16 protein-coding genes are annotated in these 13,117 nt (G+C 71.9%); 8 read left to right on the top strand and 8 right to left on the bottom strand.

Features of this window, described 5'->3' with window-relative positions; genetic code table 11:
- Positions 1-52: 52 nt before the first annotated feature.
- Positions 53-1,159 carry a prephenate dehydrogenase gene (locus tag QFW77_RS07590; protein ID WP_280573854.1) on the bottom strand — a complete coding sequence of 369 codons (1,107 nt, stop codon included), beginning with the start codon at positions 1,157-1,159 and terminating at the stop codon, positions 53-55.
- Between the two features lie 179 nt (positions 1,160-1,338).
- On the opposite strand from QFW77_RS07590, the gene QFW77_RS07585 reads away from it, so the two are divergent.
- Entirely contained in the window at positions 1,339-1,902 is a 564-nt protein-coding gene (locus QFW77_RS07585) for a DNA-3-methyladenine glycosylase (RefSeq protein ID WP_331487888.1), read from the top strand.
- 145 nt (positions 1,903-2,047) lie between these two features.
- Entirely contained in the window at positions 2,048-3,427 is a 1,380-nt protein-coding gene (locus QFW77_RS07580) for a DHA2 family efflux MFS transporter permease subunit (RefSeq protein WP_280573853.1), read from the top strand.
- Between the two features lie 11 nt (positions 3,428-3,438).
- On the opposite strand, the gene QFW77_RS07575 is transcribed toward QFW77_RS07580, so the two are convergent.
- Entirely contained in the window at positions 3,439-4,185 is a 747-nt protein-coding gene (locus QFW77_RS07575) for a TolB family protein (RefSeq protein WP_280573852.1), read from the bottom strand.
- A 161-nt stretch (positions 4,186-4,346) separates the two neighbouring features.
- The gene (locus QFW77_RS07570) at positions 4,347-4,715 is read right to left on the bottom strand and encodes a RidA family protein (protein ID WP_280573851.1); all 369 of its coding nucleotides are present in this window, start codon (positions 4,713-4,715) and stop codon (positions 4,347-4,349) included.
- 181 nt (positions 4,716-4,896) lie between these two features.
- Between QFW77_RS07570 and QFW77_RS07565 the strand changes: the two genes are divergently transcribed.
- The 3 genes from QFW77_RS07565 (at position 4,897) to QFW77_RS07555 (ending at position 6,781) form a co-directional block, all read left to right on the top strand.
- On the top strand, positions 4,897-5,328 hold the full coding sequence (locus QFW77_RS07565; RefSeq protein WP_280573850.1) for an Lrp/AsnC family transcriptional regulator: 432 nt from the start codon (positions 4,897-4,899) through the stop codon (positions 5,326-5,328).
- Between the two features lie 270 nt (positions 5,329-5,598).
- On the top strand, positions 5,599-5,976 hold the full coding sequence (locus tag QFW77_RS07560; protein ID WP_280573848.1) for an RcnB family protein: 378 nt from the start codon (positions 5,599-5,601) through the stop codon (positions 5,974-5,976).
- 250 nt (positions 5,977-6,226) lie between these two features.
- Positions 6,227-6,781 (top strand): hypothetical protein, encoded by a 555-nt coding sequence (locus QFW77_RS07555; protein WP_280573847.1) that lies wholly within the window; start codon positions 6,227-6,229, stop codon positions 6,779-6,781.
- A gap of 30 nt (positions 6,782-6,811) precedes the next feature.
- On the opposite strand, the gene QFW77_RS07550 is transcribed toward QFW77_RS07555, so the two are convergent.
- On the bottom strand, positions 6,812-7,321 hold the full coding sequence (locus QFW77_RS07550; protein ID WP_280573846.1) for a nuclear transport factor 2 family protein: 510 nt from the start codon (positions 7,319-7,321) through the stop codon (positions 6,812-6,814).
- Positions 7,318-7,695, bottom strand: a complete 378-nt coding sequence (locus tag QFW77_RS07545) for a serine hydrolase (RefSeq protein ID WP_280573845.1) — start codon at positions 7,693-7,695, stop codon at positions 7,318-7,320. The genes QFW77_RS07550 and QFW77_RS07545 overlap by 4 nt, the downstream gene beginning before the upstream one ends.
- A 375-nt stretch (positions 7,696-8,070) precedes the next feature.
- On the opposite strand from QFW77_RS07545, the gene QFW77_RS07540 reads away from it, so the two are divergent.
- Positions 8,071-8,601, top strand: a complete 531-nt coding sequence (locus tag QFW77_RS07540; protein WP_280573844.1) for an Lrp/AsnC family transcriptional regulator — start codon at positions 8,071-8,073, stop codon at positions 8,599-8,601.
- A 34-nt stretch (positions 8,602-8,635) separates the two neighbouring features.
- Here the strand turns inward: QFW77_RS07540 and QFW77_RS07535 are convergent, their stop codons facing one another.
- Positions 8,636-10,072: an MATE family efflux transporter gene (locus QFW77_RS07535; protein WP_280573843.1), complete on the bottom strand. Its 1,437-nt coding sequence runs from the start codon at positions 10,070-10,072 to the stop codon at positions 8,636-8,638.
- A 340-nt stretch (positions 10,073-10,412) separates the two neighbouring features.
- Between QFW77_RS07535 and QFW77_RS07530 the strand changes: the two genes are divergently transcribed.
- Positions 10,413-11,036, top strand: coding sequence for a dihydrofolate reductase family protein (locus QFW77_RS07530; RefSeq protein WP_280573842.1), 624 nt, complete (start codon positions 10,413-10,415; stop codon positions 11,034-11,036).
- 94 nt (positions 11,037-11,130) lie between these two features.
- Positions 11,131-11,535 carry a GFA family protein gene (locus tag QFW77_RS07525; protein WP_280573841.1) on the top strand — a complete coding sequence of 135 codons (405 nt, stop codon included), beginning with the start codon at positions 11,131-11,133 and terminating at the stop codon, positions 11,533-11,535.
- A gap of 31 nt (positions 11,536-11,566) precedes the next feature.
- On the opposite strand, the gene QFW77_RS07520 is transcribed toward QFW77_RS07525, so the two are convergent.
- Positions 11,567-11,878, bottom strand: coding sequence for a hypothetical protein (locus QFW77_RS07520; RefSeq protein ID WP_280573840.1), 312 nt, complete (start codon positions 11,876-11,878; stop codon positions 11,567-11,569).
- Between the two features lie 49 nt (positions 11,879-11,927).
- Entirely contained in the window at positions 11,928-13,088 is a 1,161-nt protein-coding gene (locus tag QFW77_RS07515; protein WP_280573838.1) for an AAA family ATPase, read from the bottom strand.
- Positions 13,089-13,117: the final 29 nt, after the last annotated feature.

Genomic DNA, 13,117 nt, shown 5'->3' with positions numbered 1-13,117 from the left:
AGGGTAACCCGCCGGTGAGGACGGCGTGTGTCCCGCTGCGGGCGCGTGGCGACTACAGCAGCCGGCCGATCCCCTCGTGCTCGATCCGCCTGCCGGCCTCCAGCAGCAGCTCCGGCGCGAGCGCCGCGGCGAAGCCGATGCGGAAATGGACCTCGCCCTCCGGCGTGCGCGCCGAGTGGATCGACGACAGGCTGATGCCCAGCCGCTCGAACACGTGCAGCAGCCGCCGCAGTGCGCCCGGTTCGTCCCGCGGCAGGTGCACGCTGAGCGTCCGGGTCTCCGCCAGGTCCGCCAGCAGCCAGGCCAAGCGCTCGAAGCCATGGTTGCCCTCGCGCAGCGCACCGGCGCCGAACGCCTCGCGGTTGTCCAGCAGAAAATGCCGCCGGAAACCGCTGCGCCCCTCGTCGCCGCCGCGGCGCACCGCGTCGCGCAGCCGCGCCAGCTCGCCGGCCAGCGCGTCGAGCACGCCGGGCACGTGCGGGTTCTCGAACTGGATGTCCTCGTAGATCGCCGGATTGAGCGAGAGGATGCGCGCCATCACCGCCGCGTCCAGCTCGAACGACGCCGAACGGTACGGCATCAGCCCTTCCAGGCTCCCGAGCCCGGCGGCATGCTGCCGCAACACCCCGGCCTGGGCCAGGTGGGTGGCGTGCACCATCGCCTGCACCAGCGCCATCACCCGGTCGTGGCGGTCGGGATCGCTGTGCACGCATTGCGCCTCGAGCGCGTCCAGCAGCTCGCGCAGCCAGCCGCGCCAGCGCGCGAGCCTCGCCTCGCAGACCACCAGCACCCGCCCCTTGAGGGTCGGGCCCTTCGGTGGCGCGGTCATCGGGTGCAGCCCCGCGACCTCCGCGCGCGAGCGCAGCATCGCCGCCACGGGCGCGGCCTTGATCGAGGTGAGGTCGAGCCACAGCTGCCGGTGCTCGCGCCCGCCGGCGATGCGCGCGTATTCGTCGATCGTGGCGGCGGTGTGGCGGATCGGCACGGAGAACACCAGCACGTCGCTGCGCTCCAGCAGCGCCGCCGGGTCCAGGCCGGCGGGATCGGCCGGGTCCGCGCCCAGCACCTCCAGCCCCATCCGCGTGGCGAGGAACTCGCGCAGCCAGCGGCCGTACGCGCCGTGGCTGCCGACGATGCCGATCACGGGCGGGGCGGGCATGGCGTGGCTCGGGGGACGTGGAGATCCATTGTAGGCAGGGAACCCCGGGGCGCAGCGCCGGCTGGCCGTTCACTCCACGCGCGCGCCGCACCGGTAAAGTTTGGCCATGCGCCAGCCTCGGCCCAGCGAAGCTCTTCCGTTCCGCCAACGACGGCGGCACCGCACGGTGCCCTGCGGCCTTGATCGCTGAGTCCGGGCGCGCGCTGCCGCGTGCCTTCTTCGATCGCGACGTGCTGGAGGTCGCCCCGGATCTGGTGCACCGGGTCTTCGCGGTGGCCGACGGCCGGGCCGGCCGCATCGTCGAGGTCGAGGCCTATCGCGGGGCCGACGACCCGGCCGCGCATTCCTTCCGCGGCAGGACCGCGCGCAACGCCACCATGTTCGGCCCGCCCGGGCATCTCTACGTGTACCTCAGCTACGGGTTGCACTGGTGCTGCAACGCGACCTGCGGCAACGGCACGGGGGTGCTGATCCGCGCGGTGCGGCCGCTTGCCGGGATCGGGAAGATGCGGGAGGCGCGTGGGCGCCCCAGGCGCGAAGCCGACCTGGCCAACGGCCCCGGCAAGGTGGGGCAGGCCTTCGGCATCGACCGGGGCCACGACGGCGAGGACCTGGTGGCCGGCGAGCGCGTGGCGATCCTGGACGACGGCCACCACGACGCGCGGCCGCTCCTGGTGACCCCACGGATCGGGATCAGCAAGGCCGCCGATTTTCCCTGGCGCTGGGTGGCCGCGCCGCACTGACGCTCCGGGCGATCCGGCGATTCGCCACTGGATCGCCGAACGGAGCCGCCCACCCGGATCGTCCCCGCGGCATGGGCACGCCACCGCGCTGCCGGACCGGGACGGGTCCCGGCTGGCTGCGGCGGGATCGGCGACAATGCGCGCCATGCCGCCGTCCGCACCGCCACCCATCCCCGGACGCGTCTGGGCGCTCGCGGCGGTCACCGGCGCCGGCGCCTTCATGGCGATGCTCGATTCCACCGTCGCCAACCTGGCGCTCGATGCCATCGGCCGCGATTTCGACGCCACCCTGCCGCATATCCAGTGGGTGGTCACCGGCTACCTTGTGGCGCTGGCGATGTCGCTGCCGGCGCAGGGGTTCCTCGCCGCCCGCTTCGGCGCCGGGCGCCTGTGGTACGCCAGCACGGTGGCGTTCGCACTCGCCTCGATCCTGTGCGCGCTGGCGCCGGGCCCGGCCTGGCTGGTCGGGGGGCGCGTGCTGCAGGGTCTGGCCGGCGGGCTGATGGTGCCGGCCGGCCAGACCGTCATCGCACAGGCGGTGGACCGGCGCCAGCTGGGGCGGTTGATGGGCGTGCTCGGATTGGTGGTCGCGCTGGGGCCGGCGCTCGGGCCGGCGCTGGGGGGCGCGCTGCTCGAGGTCGGCTCTTGGCGCTGGCTGTTCTGGATCAACGTGCCGGTGGCGGCGGTGGCGCTGGCGCTGGCGCCCGGGCGGGTCCCGCCCGGCGCCGCGGGCACCGACAGGCGGCTCGACGTGGCGGGGCTGCTGCTGGCGGGGCTCGGGCTGCCGCTGCTGCTGCTCGGCGCGGTGGAGGCGGGCGCGTCGGGGCCGGACCCCGCTGCGCTGCTGGGCGGAAGTGCCGGGTTGGCGTTGCTCGGTGCCTTCGCCTGGCGCAGCCTGCGCCGCCCGCGGCCGCTGATCGATCTCGGCCTGCTGCGCGGACCGGTCTTCGCCCGCGCCACCCTCGTTGCCGGGCTCACCGGCGCCAACATGTACGCCGGCCTGCTGCTGCTGCCGCTGTACATGCTCGCTTCGGGGCTGGACGTCGGCGCCGTCGGCCTGTTGTTGCTGGCGATGGGCCTGGGCAGCGCGCTCGCGCTGCCTGTGGCCGGCACGCTGGTCGATCGCCACGGCGCCGGCCCGGTGGTGCTGGCCGGCGCCGGGCTGCTGGTGGCGTCCACGCTCGCGCTGTTCCTGCCGGTCGGCGGCGATTGGCGCTGGCTCGCGCTGGTGCTCGGGCTGCGCGGCGTGGGCCTGGCCTGGGCGCAGATGCCGGCGATGACGGCCGCCTATGGCGCCACCGCGACGCCGCGCATGGGCGATGCCACCACGCTGGTCAACGTGGTCCAGCGGGCGGGTGGTGCGCTGGGTGCGACCGCGGTGGTGGTGGCGATGGCGCGGGGAGGCGAGGGCGGACTGGGCTGGGCGCTGGGGGTGCTGGCCGTGCTGTCGGCGCTGCCGCTGCTGCCGGGCAGCGGGATCGCCCCGCGCAGGCAGGCGGGCACCTCGCAGGCCCCGGGGGTCTGACCCGGATGGCGCTACCGGCTGGCCCGGCCCGGACCCGGGTCGCAGGTCGGAGGCCAGCGCGGATCGGGATCGGGGCGGAGGTCGGCCAGGAACCATTCGCCGGAATCGGCGCCGTCCGCCTGCGCGAACAGCAGGCGGTCTCCGGTGGGCGACAGCAGCGGGCCCACCTGGAAGACATCGTCGCGTGCCGGGACCCGGCCGGACTCCACCCAGCCGTCGCCACGGCGCGCGTAGAGATACAGGTGCGAGCGGTCGCCGCGGTCGGCCACCACCGCCAGCGCGCTGCCGTCGCGCGACATGTCGGCTTCGTATTCGTTCGCCGGGGTGCTCACCGGCGGCCCGGCGTTGTCGACCCGCCAACCGCCGCCCGGCTGCGGCGTGGCCAGGTAGATGTCGCCGTGGCCATGGCCGCCCGGGCGGCTGGACCCGAACAGCAGGCGGCCGTCGGCCAGCTCCCGCGGCAGCAGCTCGGAGGCCGGCGAGTTCACCGGCTCAGGCAAGCGCCGCGGCGCGCTCCATGCGCCGCCCGCATCCCGCTCGACCAGCCAGATGTCGAAATCGTCGGCGCTACCGGGCGGGCGTGCCGAGACGAAGTAGAGCCGCCGCCCGTCGGGCGACAGCGACGGGTCCGCCTCGGCGCTGCCGGCGGCGGCGAACGGCGGGGCGTCCGGCGGCGTCCAGCGCCCGGCGATGCAGCGCGAACGCAGCAGCCGGTAGTTGCGGAACTCGCGGTCGGCGCGGAAATGCCACAGTTCCATGCCATCCTCGGAGAAAAACGGCGACGACTCGTATCCCGCCGTCGACACCGGCGCCGGCGTCCAGCGCACCGGTGGCGCAGGTTGCCAGGCCCCGTCGGTGCCCCCCGACGCACCCGCGAGGAGCGCGGCCGCCATCGCGGCCGTCGCGATCCGGACCGCGCTCATGCTGCCGCCACCGCTTCGATCTCCAGCAGCCACGTGGCGTCGTAGATGCCGGCGATCACGATGGTCAGCGCTGGCGAGCGCTCGCCCAGCACCTGCTGGCGCAACCCGGCACTCTGCGCGATCAGGTCGCGGCTCGCCAGGAAGATGGTCGCCTTGACCAGGTTGTCGAAGCCCATCCCCGCGGCGGCGAGCTGCGCCTCGACGTTGGCCCAGGCCAGACGGTACTGCTCGGGGTAGCCGCTGGGGACCGTGCCCGACGCATCGGCCGGCACCTGGCCGCTGACGAACAGCAGCCGCGAGAAGCCCGATATCTCGCACGCCTGGGCGTAGGCGTTGCCGGTGGGTTGCTGCGGTCGGATGCGCATGGGGGATGGTCCTGTGGTGGAAACAAGCGTGGTGGTGGCGGCCGCGGCCGCGACGAAATGGCAGAATCGGCGGCGGTGCATGAGTCGGGCGAGGGTGAACTAGGCGGCATGCTGACACTCCGCCATCGCCGCCGGTGCCGTCATTTTTCCGGAGCGCCCCGACAAAAGGACGGATGCCGACTTGGATGACATCGACCGCCGCCTGCTCGTCCTGCTGCGCGAGGACGCCAGCCGGCCGCTGAAGACCCTCGCCGCTGCGGTGTCGCTGTCGCGCAGCAGCGTGCGCGACCGGATCGCGCGGATGGAGGCGGACGGCACCATCCGCCGCTACACGATCGAGCTCGCGCCGCCGGCGGGCGCGCTGCACGCGATCCTGCTGGTACGGCTGCAGCGGACTCCCGATCCGGCGGTGGTGGCGGCGATAACCGCCGCCGCCGAGGTCGAGCGCTGCTATTCGCTGGCGGGCGAGATCGACCTGCTGGTGGAGCTGGCCGGACCGGACGCCAGCGCCGTCAACCGCGCCCGCGACCGCATCGCGGTGCTGTCGGGCGTCGCCAGCGTGGTCACCGCGCTGGTGCTCAATCGCGACAAGGCGCCGGGCGCCGCGAGCTGAACCGTGGCGGCTCGGTCGACGCTCCACCCTCCGGGACACGCGCAGGTCGTCGATCTACGGCGTGGCGGGCAAGGCGACGCACCGCCCACCAAGAGACGCGTGTCGTCATGCATCCCCGGCCCATCCAGAAGCGAGGTGGTGGTGGTGGGCTGCAGCGCGGGCCTTGGGGGCTGAACCGTTGCGCGGGGTTCAGCCCCGCGTTCCGGGCCATTCACGGCACCGGCCGTAGGCTCGGCCCCCTCGATCCACCGAAACTCGAAGGAGCCGCCGATGAACCACCACATCCTCGCCGCATCGCTCGCCGCACTCGCGCTCGCGTCGTCGCCGGCGCTGGCCGACAGGGACAAGAGCCGCGACCGCGGCGGTCACGGTGGTCCGCCAGTCCATGCCCAGGCTCATGGCGACAACCCGCCGAAGGCGCACGGCCGCCACGACAACGGCCGCCACCTCGGCTGGCAGAAGCAGGCCTGGAGACGCGGCGAGCGGTTTCCACTCGAGCACCTGGAACCGGCGCACTACATCGACGACTACCACGCCTATCGGCTGGACAGTCCGCCGCGGGGCCATCGCTGGGTCCGTCCGGACGCCGACCGCTACCTGCTGGTGGAGACCGCGACCGGGCTGATCGTGGAGGCGCTCGGCGACTGAGCGGCGCCCGGGGCTCGCTCCACTGCGCGTCGCGATCGGCGCACGGAAGGCCCCGGAGATCGGGGCCTTCCGCGTGCTGGGGGCGGACGCGGCCGGGGTGGCCGATCCGATCTTGATCGGCGACGATCGAATTCCGATCGCCACCGGGGTCCGGTCGCTTGCCACCTCGCGCGTCCCTCGCCGCAACCACTCCGACGCGCCGCCCGCGCCCTTCGCGGCGCGTCGGGCGCCGCGATGGCCGGAGCGTGGCATGAAGCCCGGCCGGATCGCCGGCGCAGCGGCTCGGCCCGGGCGCCGACGCAAGACGGCCGCGGTATCCGGTCCGGGAGTCGGCAAGGGCGCACTGGGACGTTTCGTCTATCCGTTCTTCATGTTCCACATGCTGGCGTTCGGGCTGGTCGGCTTTTTCGGAGCCTACGCACACGACGGGCCCGGCCTGGGGTTCGTCTACGCCCACGGCGGCATCGCCATCGCCGTCTACATGGCGTTCTATCTGGTGCTGTTCGGGCTCGACCAGGTCAAGTGGATGCTGATCAACGCGGGCCTGGGCATGCTCGGGATCTACGCCCAGATCGGCTGGATCCTCGCCCGCTTCGGCAGGCGCATCGACGACTACGCCTGGTACGTGCATGTGGTGCCGTTCCTGTACTACATCCTCTACACGTTCCTGCTGCGGCAGTTCCTGCTCGACGTCACCGGCTCGCGGAACGACGCGCGGCGCCGCGCGTGGGTGGAGTCGGGATATGTGCTCGTCTCGCTGCTGTTGTACGCCACACTGCTCTGGCGCACCGGGGCGGGGCGGTGATTCGGCCGGGCAGCACCGGTTCGCCGCCGCCTACGGGCTTCGGTGATCGAAGCTGAGCGCGCGCACGATCTTCCAGCCCGCACTCCCGTCCTCCCATACGTGCACGAATCTCGCGATCTCGATCAGACGCTCCCCGCCGTCCTGCTCGGTGACATAGAAGCGGTGCGAACCTTCCTGGATCGCGCCATGGCCGGGCACCGGGTGCACCTGCAGACTGCCCTCCACCAGTTCGCGGCGAAGTTTCGGGCGGCCGCTGGTGCAGCGTTCCCGGGCCATGCGTTCCATGCCGCCGCGGCCTTTCGTGAAGCCGCCCTTGTCGTGGTAGAACTCGAGGTCCTCGTCCACCATCGCCAAGTGCCGGTCGACGTCGCAAGCGTTGAACGCCGCGAAGAACTCCGCGTCCAGCGCGTTGATGCGGCGGGCCAGGGCCTGGTCCCGCGCCGCGGTTCCGTCGTCAGCCCAGAGCGGAGCCGGGGGCGACAGCACCGCCGCGATGGTCAATCCCAGGCGAAGGATCGCTGGATATGGACTGTTTTTCATCGTCTTTCCGGGGTCGGTTGGGTCGGGTGTTCGGGGTTGGCGGCAAGGGATGCCGAAGGTCGATCCGGCGCGCCGAGCGCGACCGCCGCCAGCCGATGCGCGATCGGGTCCACGCCGTCCGAGCCGCGCCCGGTGGCGTTGCGTACCACGGCGACGGTGATGTCGTCCTCGGGAAGGTAGATCAGCATCGAAACGAAGCCCAGGATGCCGCCGCTGTGCGCGTACATCCTCCGACCCTCGATGGTCGATGCGCGGATCCCGAAGCCATAGCGATGCCCCGCCTCTGCGGCGGCCCCTTCGGGAGTGACCATCCGCCGATAGCTCTCGGCCGACAGCACCCGGCCGCCGTGCAGCGCACGATTCCAGCGCCACATGGAGCCGCCTCCTCGGCCACCGGCGGGGACGCGTCGGCAGCCGCGCGCATGCAGTGGGGACACCGAGCCTGCCGCGGCCAGCGCCAGCAGGGCTCCGAGGGCGGCGCGGATCGCGAGGGAAGCCGCGGCGGGCAGGGATAGGCAGCTCATGCAGTGTTCCTGGCGACGCCTGGCGGAGGATCCGGCCAGCGACTGCGCCATGGTAGTGGCGGCGTGGCGTCGCCTTGCGGCGATGCGCCGGCCCCCGGCGCCGCTTCGCGGCGATTCGCGCAGCCGCACGGAGCCTTGTCCGGCACCACGGGGTATGCCATCTGGCCCGTGAGCCGCCGGTCCGCGCGTGCCAGGATCATGGCGGTTCCGCACGGACGGCCGCCCATGCCTGCAGCGAATGCCCGCTTCTGCCCGCCACCCGCCATGCCACACCGTGCCGCGGCGCCGGCCGGCGCACGCAAGGCGGCAACACACCTCGTGGACGCCTTCGATCGCAGGATCCTAGAACTCTACCGTCAGAATACCCGTCTGGCTGCCGATGCCATCGGCGAAGCCGTCGGCCTCTCGGCGACGGCGGTGCAGCGCCGGCTCAAGCGCATGCGCGAGCACGGCGTGATCCGCGCCGAAGTCGCGCTGGTATCGCCTGCGGCGCTCGGGTTGGATACGACCTGCATCGTCGGCGTCGACCTGGAACGCGAAGGGCCCGAGGCGCTCGACCGGTTCCGGGCGAGGATGGCGCGCTGCCGCCAGGTCACGCAGTGCTACTACGTCACCGGGGCGAGCGATTTCGTGCTGATCGTGCAGGTCGAGAACATGAACGCCTTCGTCGATTTCACCCGGGAGTGGTTGACCCCCGACGAGAACGTGCTCGCCTTCACCACGCAGGTGGTCATGGACCGGGCGCCGGCCGGATAGCGGCAGGCGCCCTCCACGCGTCCGGCATCGCGCCTCACACCTGCATGGTCTTCCACTTTCCGCGCGAGAACAGCCACAGGGTGAACAGGCCCACCGTGGTTTCGGACACGAACACCGCCCAGAACACGCCCGAATGCTGCCAGTCGAGGCTGATCGCCAGCCAGTACGACAGCGGGATCTGGATCAGCCAGAAGAACACCAGGTTGATCTTGGTGGGCGTGACCGTGTCGCCGGCGCCATTGAACGCCTGCACCGCCACCATCCACCAGCCGTAGACGAAGTACGAGTACGACAGGATCCGCAGCCAGCTGCCGCCGATCTCGATCACGGTGGGGTCGTCGCTGAAAAGCGCGATCAGCTGGTCGTGGAACAGGAAGAACACCACCGACACCGCGACGGTGAAGACCATGTTGTACCAGCCGATCCGCCACACCGAGGCCTCGGCGCGCTCCGGCTGGCCGGCGCCGAGGTTCTGCCCGACCAGGGTGGCCGCCGCGTTCGACATGCCCCAGGCCGGCATCAGTGTGAACATCATGATCCGGATCGCGATCGTCGCCCCGGCCACCGCCTCGCTGCCGATGCTGGCCAGGATCCGCATCAGGAAGATCCACGAGGTCATCGCCACGATCATCTGGCCGATCCCGCCCAGCGAGGTGCGCACGATGTGCATCAGCACCGCGCCGCGCCACACCAGCTGGGCCGCGGTCACCCGGATGTGCTTGCCGCCGCGGAACAGGATCCACAGCTGCATCAGCACCCCCGCGCCGCGGCCGATGTTGGTGGCGATGGCCGCGCCCTCTATGCCCATCGCCGGGATCGGGCCGAAGCCGAAGATCAGGATCGGATCCAGCACGATGTTCAGGCCGTTCGCCACCCACAGCACCCGCATGGCGATGGCGGCGTCGCCGGCGCCTCGGTAGATCGCATTGATCACGAACAGCAGCATGATCACGGCATTGCCGCCGAGCATCCACTGCATGTAGCGATAGCCGTGCTGCAGGGTCCATGCGTCTGCCCCCATCAGCCGCAGCAGGTCCTGGGCGTAGAGAATGCCGCCCAGCGCGAAGGGCAGCGACACCAGCATCGCGAGCAGGATCGCCTGCACCGCGGTGATCGCGGCCTCGTCGGGCTTGTGCTCGCCGATGCGCCGGGCGACCAGGGCGGTGACCGCCATCGCCAGGCCCATTGCGATCGAGTAGAGCAGGAACAGGTAGCTCTCGGTCAGGCCGACCGTGGCCACCGCCGACGAGCCCAGCTTGCTGACGAAGTAGATGTCGACCACCGCGAACGTCGACTCGAGCACGAGCTCCAGCACCATCGGCACCGCGAGCAGGAACACCGCCTTGCGCATCGGGATCTTGGTGTAATCGGCGCCGGTGCCGCGCACCGCGTCGCGCAGCGCCGCCCAGACCGAGCTCTTCGGCGGAGGCGGGGCTGCGGCTTCGGCGGTCTGGGTCGGTTCGGTGCTCATGGAGGCGACTCGCTGGGGAGGGGAGGGCCGGGCGGACCTGCCGCCGTGGCGGCATCGAGGCGACGGACCGGGAGCCCCGGAATCGACACCGCGTGTCGCGATCGGCGCCACGGGCCGTGCGGACCGTGCCCGCACGGCACGAAGCCGGCGAAACTACCAGCCGCGCTGCCACGGTGCCAGGCCGGAAGTCACCCGAAGATGTGCGCCGGCCGGCGACTCGTTCCTGTGCCGCTCCAGCCGGCACGCTGGTCGATGTCGAATCGTGCCCCTCCGGGCCGTCGACACCACGGATCCTGGCAAGAGCCCGGATCGACACCAATCCACACCCTGGAGCAGACCAATGCGTAAACTCATCGTTGCCGCCTTCACCAGCCTCGACGGCGTCATGCAGGCCCCGGGCGGGCCCGAAGAGGACACCGACGGCGGCTTCGCCCACGGCGGCTGGCTCGTGCCCCATGTCGACGAGGTGTTCGGCGCGGCGATGGGCGAGCTGTTCTCCCGCCCGTTCGAGCTGCTGCTCGGCCGCCGGACCTACGATATCTTCGCCGCGCACTGGCCGCGGGTGCCCGCCGACTCCGGGGATGCGGGCATGGCCGAACTGTTGAGCGGGGTCGTCAAGCACGTCGCCACGCATCGCCCGGACACGCTCGCCTGGCAGAACAGCCGGGGACTGGGCGAAGACGTCGTCGCGACCGTGCGCGAGCTGAAGCGCCAGGATGGTCCGGACCTCCTCACCCAGGGCAGCAGCCAGCTGGTTCATCGGTTGCTCGCCACCGACCTGGTCGACGAACTGCGCCTGCTGGTGTTTCCGGTGTTGCTCGGCGAGGGCAAGCGGTTGTTCCCGGACGAGGGCGAGGCTGCCGCGTTCCGCCTGGTGGAGTCCGTCGCCTCCCCGAACGGCATCCTCATCTCCCGCTACCTGCGCGCGGGCGAGGTGCGGACCGGGTCGTTCGCGCTGGAGTGATTCTGGGTGGGCCGGCGCGGGCGCCCGGCGCTGGCGCCGGAAGCCGCAATGGCGGTAGAGTCGATCGTCGGAGCGGCCGGAGGAAGGATCGGCGATGACGAGGACGGGCGGGTGCAAGTGCGGCACGGTGCGTTACACGATCCGCCTCGAACCGGTGACCACGCGGCTGTGCTGGTGCCGGGATTGCCAGTACTGGGCCGCCGGCAACGCGGCGGTCAACATCGTGGTGCCGCGCGCGGCGCTGACGGTGGAAGGGGTGCCGAGCGCGTGGGACAGCGTGGCCGACAGCGGCAGCCACATGCGCCGATCGTTCTGCGGCACCTGCGGAACGCAGCTGTTCAGTGAGGCGCGGGAGAACGCCGAGCACATGGTGGTGCGCGTCGGCACGCTGGACGATGCCGGCGGCATCCGGCCGGAAAGCGTGATCTGGACGGCCTCGGCGCCACCGTGGGCATTGATCGATCCCGCGTTGAAGGCGTTTCCGGGCCAGCCGACCTGAGCGGCGCTTGCGCCGGCAGCGCCTGCCGGCGCTAGGGAAGCTTGAACCTGCGCATGGCGCGTAGCGGCCACAACGAGGTGAATTCCGCGCCTCCCACTAGGCGGTAGGCGGCGGAAACGCCATGCGTCACCCCGAGCCGTTCCAGAACGGCCTTCGCGCGACGGAACGAGTGCCGGGGGTCGGCCGTGAGCATGAAGAGGTTGATCTCCTTGGGGCCGACGTCGTGCCCTTCCTGCTCGGCGGTGTCGCCGAGCGCCTGGTTCAGTTCCTGCTCGATGGTGGCAAGAAACGCCTCGTCCGGCAGCGAGGGACGCCAGAACTTGATGACCAGCTGGTAGTCCATGCCCCGATTGTAGGCCGGTATCGCGACGCTTGCGCCAGGGAGCCCGGACCTACCGGTCCGGCCAGTGCCAGGCCGGAGCGTCCAGGATGCCCTGGCCCTCGATCGTGGTCTGGCTGTCGCGCTTGACCAGCCGGACCGAATTGCAGCCGGGCGTCTGCTCCAGCGCGGCGATCAGCCGGCTGGCGTGCGACACCACCCACACCTGGGTGCGCTGCGACGCCTGGGCGATCAGGCGCGCCAGCGCCGCCAGCAGGTCGGGGTGCAGGCTGGTCTCCGGTTCGTTGAGCACCATCAGCGGCGGCGGCCGCGGGGTGAGCAGGGCGGCGATCCACAGCAGGTAGCGCAGGGTGCCGTCGGAGAGTTCCGCGGCCGACAGCGGCCGCAGCAGGCCGTGCTGGCCGAACTGGAGCGAGAAGCGTCCGCCCTCGACGAGGACTTCGACGCGGGCGCCGGGGAACGCGTCGGCCACGGCGGCATCCAGCGCCGCCGGATCGCCGATCTCGCGGATCGTCGCCCAGGCCGCGGCGAGGTCGTGGCCGTCGTGGCTGAGCACCGGGGTGCGCGTGCCCAGTTGCGGCAGCCGCGCCGGTGCGTCGGCATCGGCGCGGAAGTGGTCGTAGAAGCGCCAGCCGCGGATCGTCTCGCGCAACTGCAGCACCTCCGGAGCGTTGCGCGGATCGGAAAGCTGGGCGAACAGGCTCTCGAACGCGCCAAGGTGTTCGCCGGCGACCCGCCAGCCCCTGCCGTCCCGCACCCGCGCCAGTGGGCCGCGGCGGTCGACCAGCAGATTGCCCTGGCGCAGGAACGGGCCGCTCCAGATCGCTTCGCGCTTCACTTCCGGGTCGCGCGAGAACAGCGACTGCGAGGGGGTCGGCAGTCCCAGGTCGATGGCATAGCCGAAGTCGTCGCCGGCGAAACCCAGCTTGAGCGAGACCGGTTTCCGGCGCAGGCTTCCCTCGACCGGCGCCTCCCCCCGCCGCATGGGGCCGCTGAGCGTTTCGGGCCCGGCCCACAGCGTGGACCCCAGGCCGCCTTCGCGCGCGAGCGCCGGGACCACGCCGCCCTGGGCGGTCTCGGCAAGCAGGCGCAGCGCGCGATACAGGCTGGACTTGCCGCTGCCGTTGGCGCCGGTGACCAGGTTCAGCCGCGCCATCGGCACGACGAGCTCGTGCAGCGAGCGGTAGTGGGCGACGGCGAGCGTGGCGAGCATGGGGGTCCTCTTCGGAGTCCAGGGCGGAT

Origin of the sequence: Luteimonas endophytica, assembly GCF_029887875.1 — a bacterium.
GTDB classification, from domain to species: Bacteria; Pseudomonadota; Gammaproteobacteria; order Xanthomonadales; family Xanthomonadaceae; genus Luteimonas; species Luteimonas endophytica.
Note: the sequence above shows the minus strand (reverse complement) of the source record. Positions and strands in the feature narration are given on the sequence as shown.

What these genes read in the sequence shown, in the direction of transcription:
- QFW77_RS07590 (WP_280573854.1), bottom strand. Translation starts at nt 1,159, where the DNA reads ATGCCCGCCCCGCCCGTGATCGGCATCGTCGGCAGCCACGGCGCGTAC.
- QFW77_RS07580 (WP_280573853.1), top strand. Translation starts at nt 2,048, where the DNA reads ATGCCGCCGTCCGCACCGCCACCCATCCCCGGACGCGTCTGGGCGCTC.
- QFW77_RS07575 (WP_280573852.1), bottom strand. Translation starts at nt 4,185, where the DNA reads ATGGAACTGTGGCATTTCCGCGCCGACCGCGAGTTCCGCAACTACCGG.
- QFW77_RS07570 (WP_280573851.1), bottom strand. Translation starts at nt 4,715, where the DNA reads ATGCGCATCCGACCGCAGCAACCCACCGGCAACGCCTACGCCCAGGCG.
- QFW77_RS07560 (WP_280573848.1), top strand. Translation starts at nt 5,599, where the DNA reads ATGAACCACCACATCCTCGCCGCATCGCTCGCCGCACTCGCGCTCGCG.
- QFW77_RS07555 (WP_280573847.1), top strand. Translation starts at nt 6,227, where the DNA reads ATGAAGCCCGGCCGGATCGCCGGCGCAGCGGCTCGGCCCGGGCGCCGA.
- QFW77_RS07550 (WP_280573846.1), bottom strand. Translation starts at nt 7,321, where the DNA reads ATGAAAAACAGTCCATATCCAGCGATCCTTCGCCTGGGATTGACCATC.
- QFW77_RS07545 (WP_280573845.1), bottom strand. Translation starts at nt 7,695, where the DNA reads ATGTGGCGCTGGAATCGTGCGCTGCACGGCGGCCGGGTGCTGTCGGCC.
- QFW77_RS07540 (WP_280573844.1), top strand. Translation starts at nt 8,071, where the DNA reads ATGCCTGCAGCGAATGCCCGCTTCTGCCCGCCACCCGCCATGCCACAC.
- QFW77_RS07535 (WP_280573843.1), bottom strand. Translation starts at nt 10,072, where the DNA reads ATGAGCACCGAACCGACCCAGACCGCCGAAGCCGCAGCCCCGCCTCCG.
- QFW77_RS07530 (WP_280573842.1), top strand. Translation starts at nt 10,413, where the DNA reads ATGCGTAAACTCATCGTTGCCGCCTTCACCAGCCTCGACGGCGTCATG.
- QFW77_RS07525 (WP_280573841.1), top strand. Translation starts at nt 11,131, where the DNA reads ATGACGAGGACGGGCGGGTGCAAGTGCGGCACGGTGCGTTACACGATC.
- QFW77_RS07520 (WP_280573840.1), bottom strand. Translation starts at nt 11,878, where the DNA reads ATGGACTACCAGCTGGTCATCAAGTTCTGGCGTCCCTCGCTGCCGGAC.
- QFW77_RS07515 (WP_280573838.1), bottom strand. Translation starts at nt 13,088, where the DNA reads ATGCTCGCCACGCTCGCCGTCGCCCACTACCGCTCGCTGCACGAGCTC.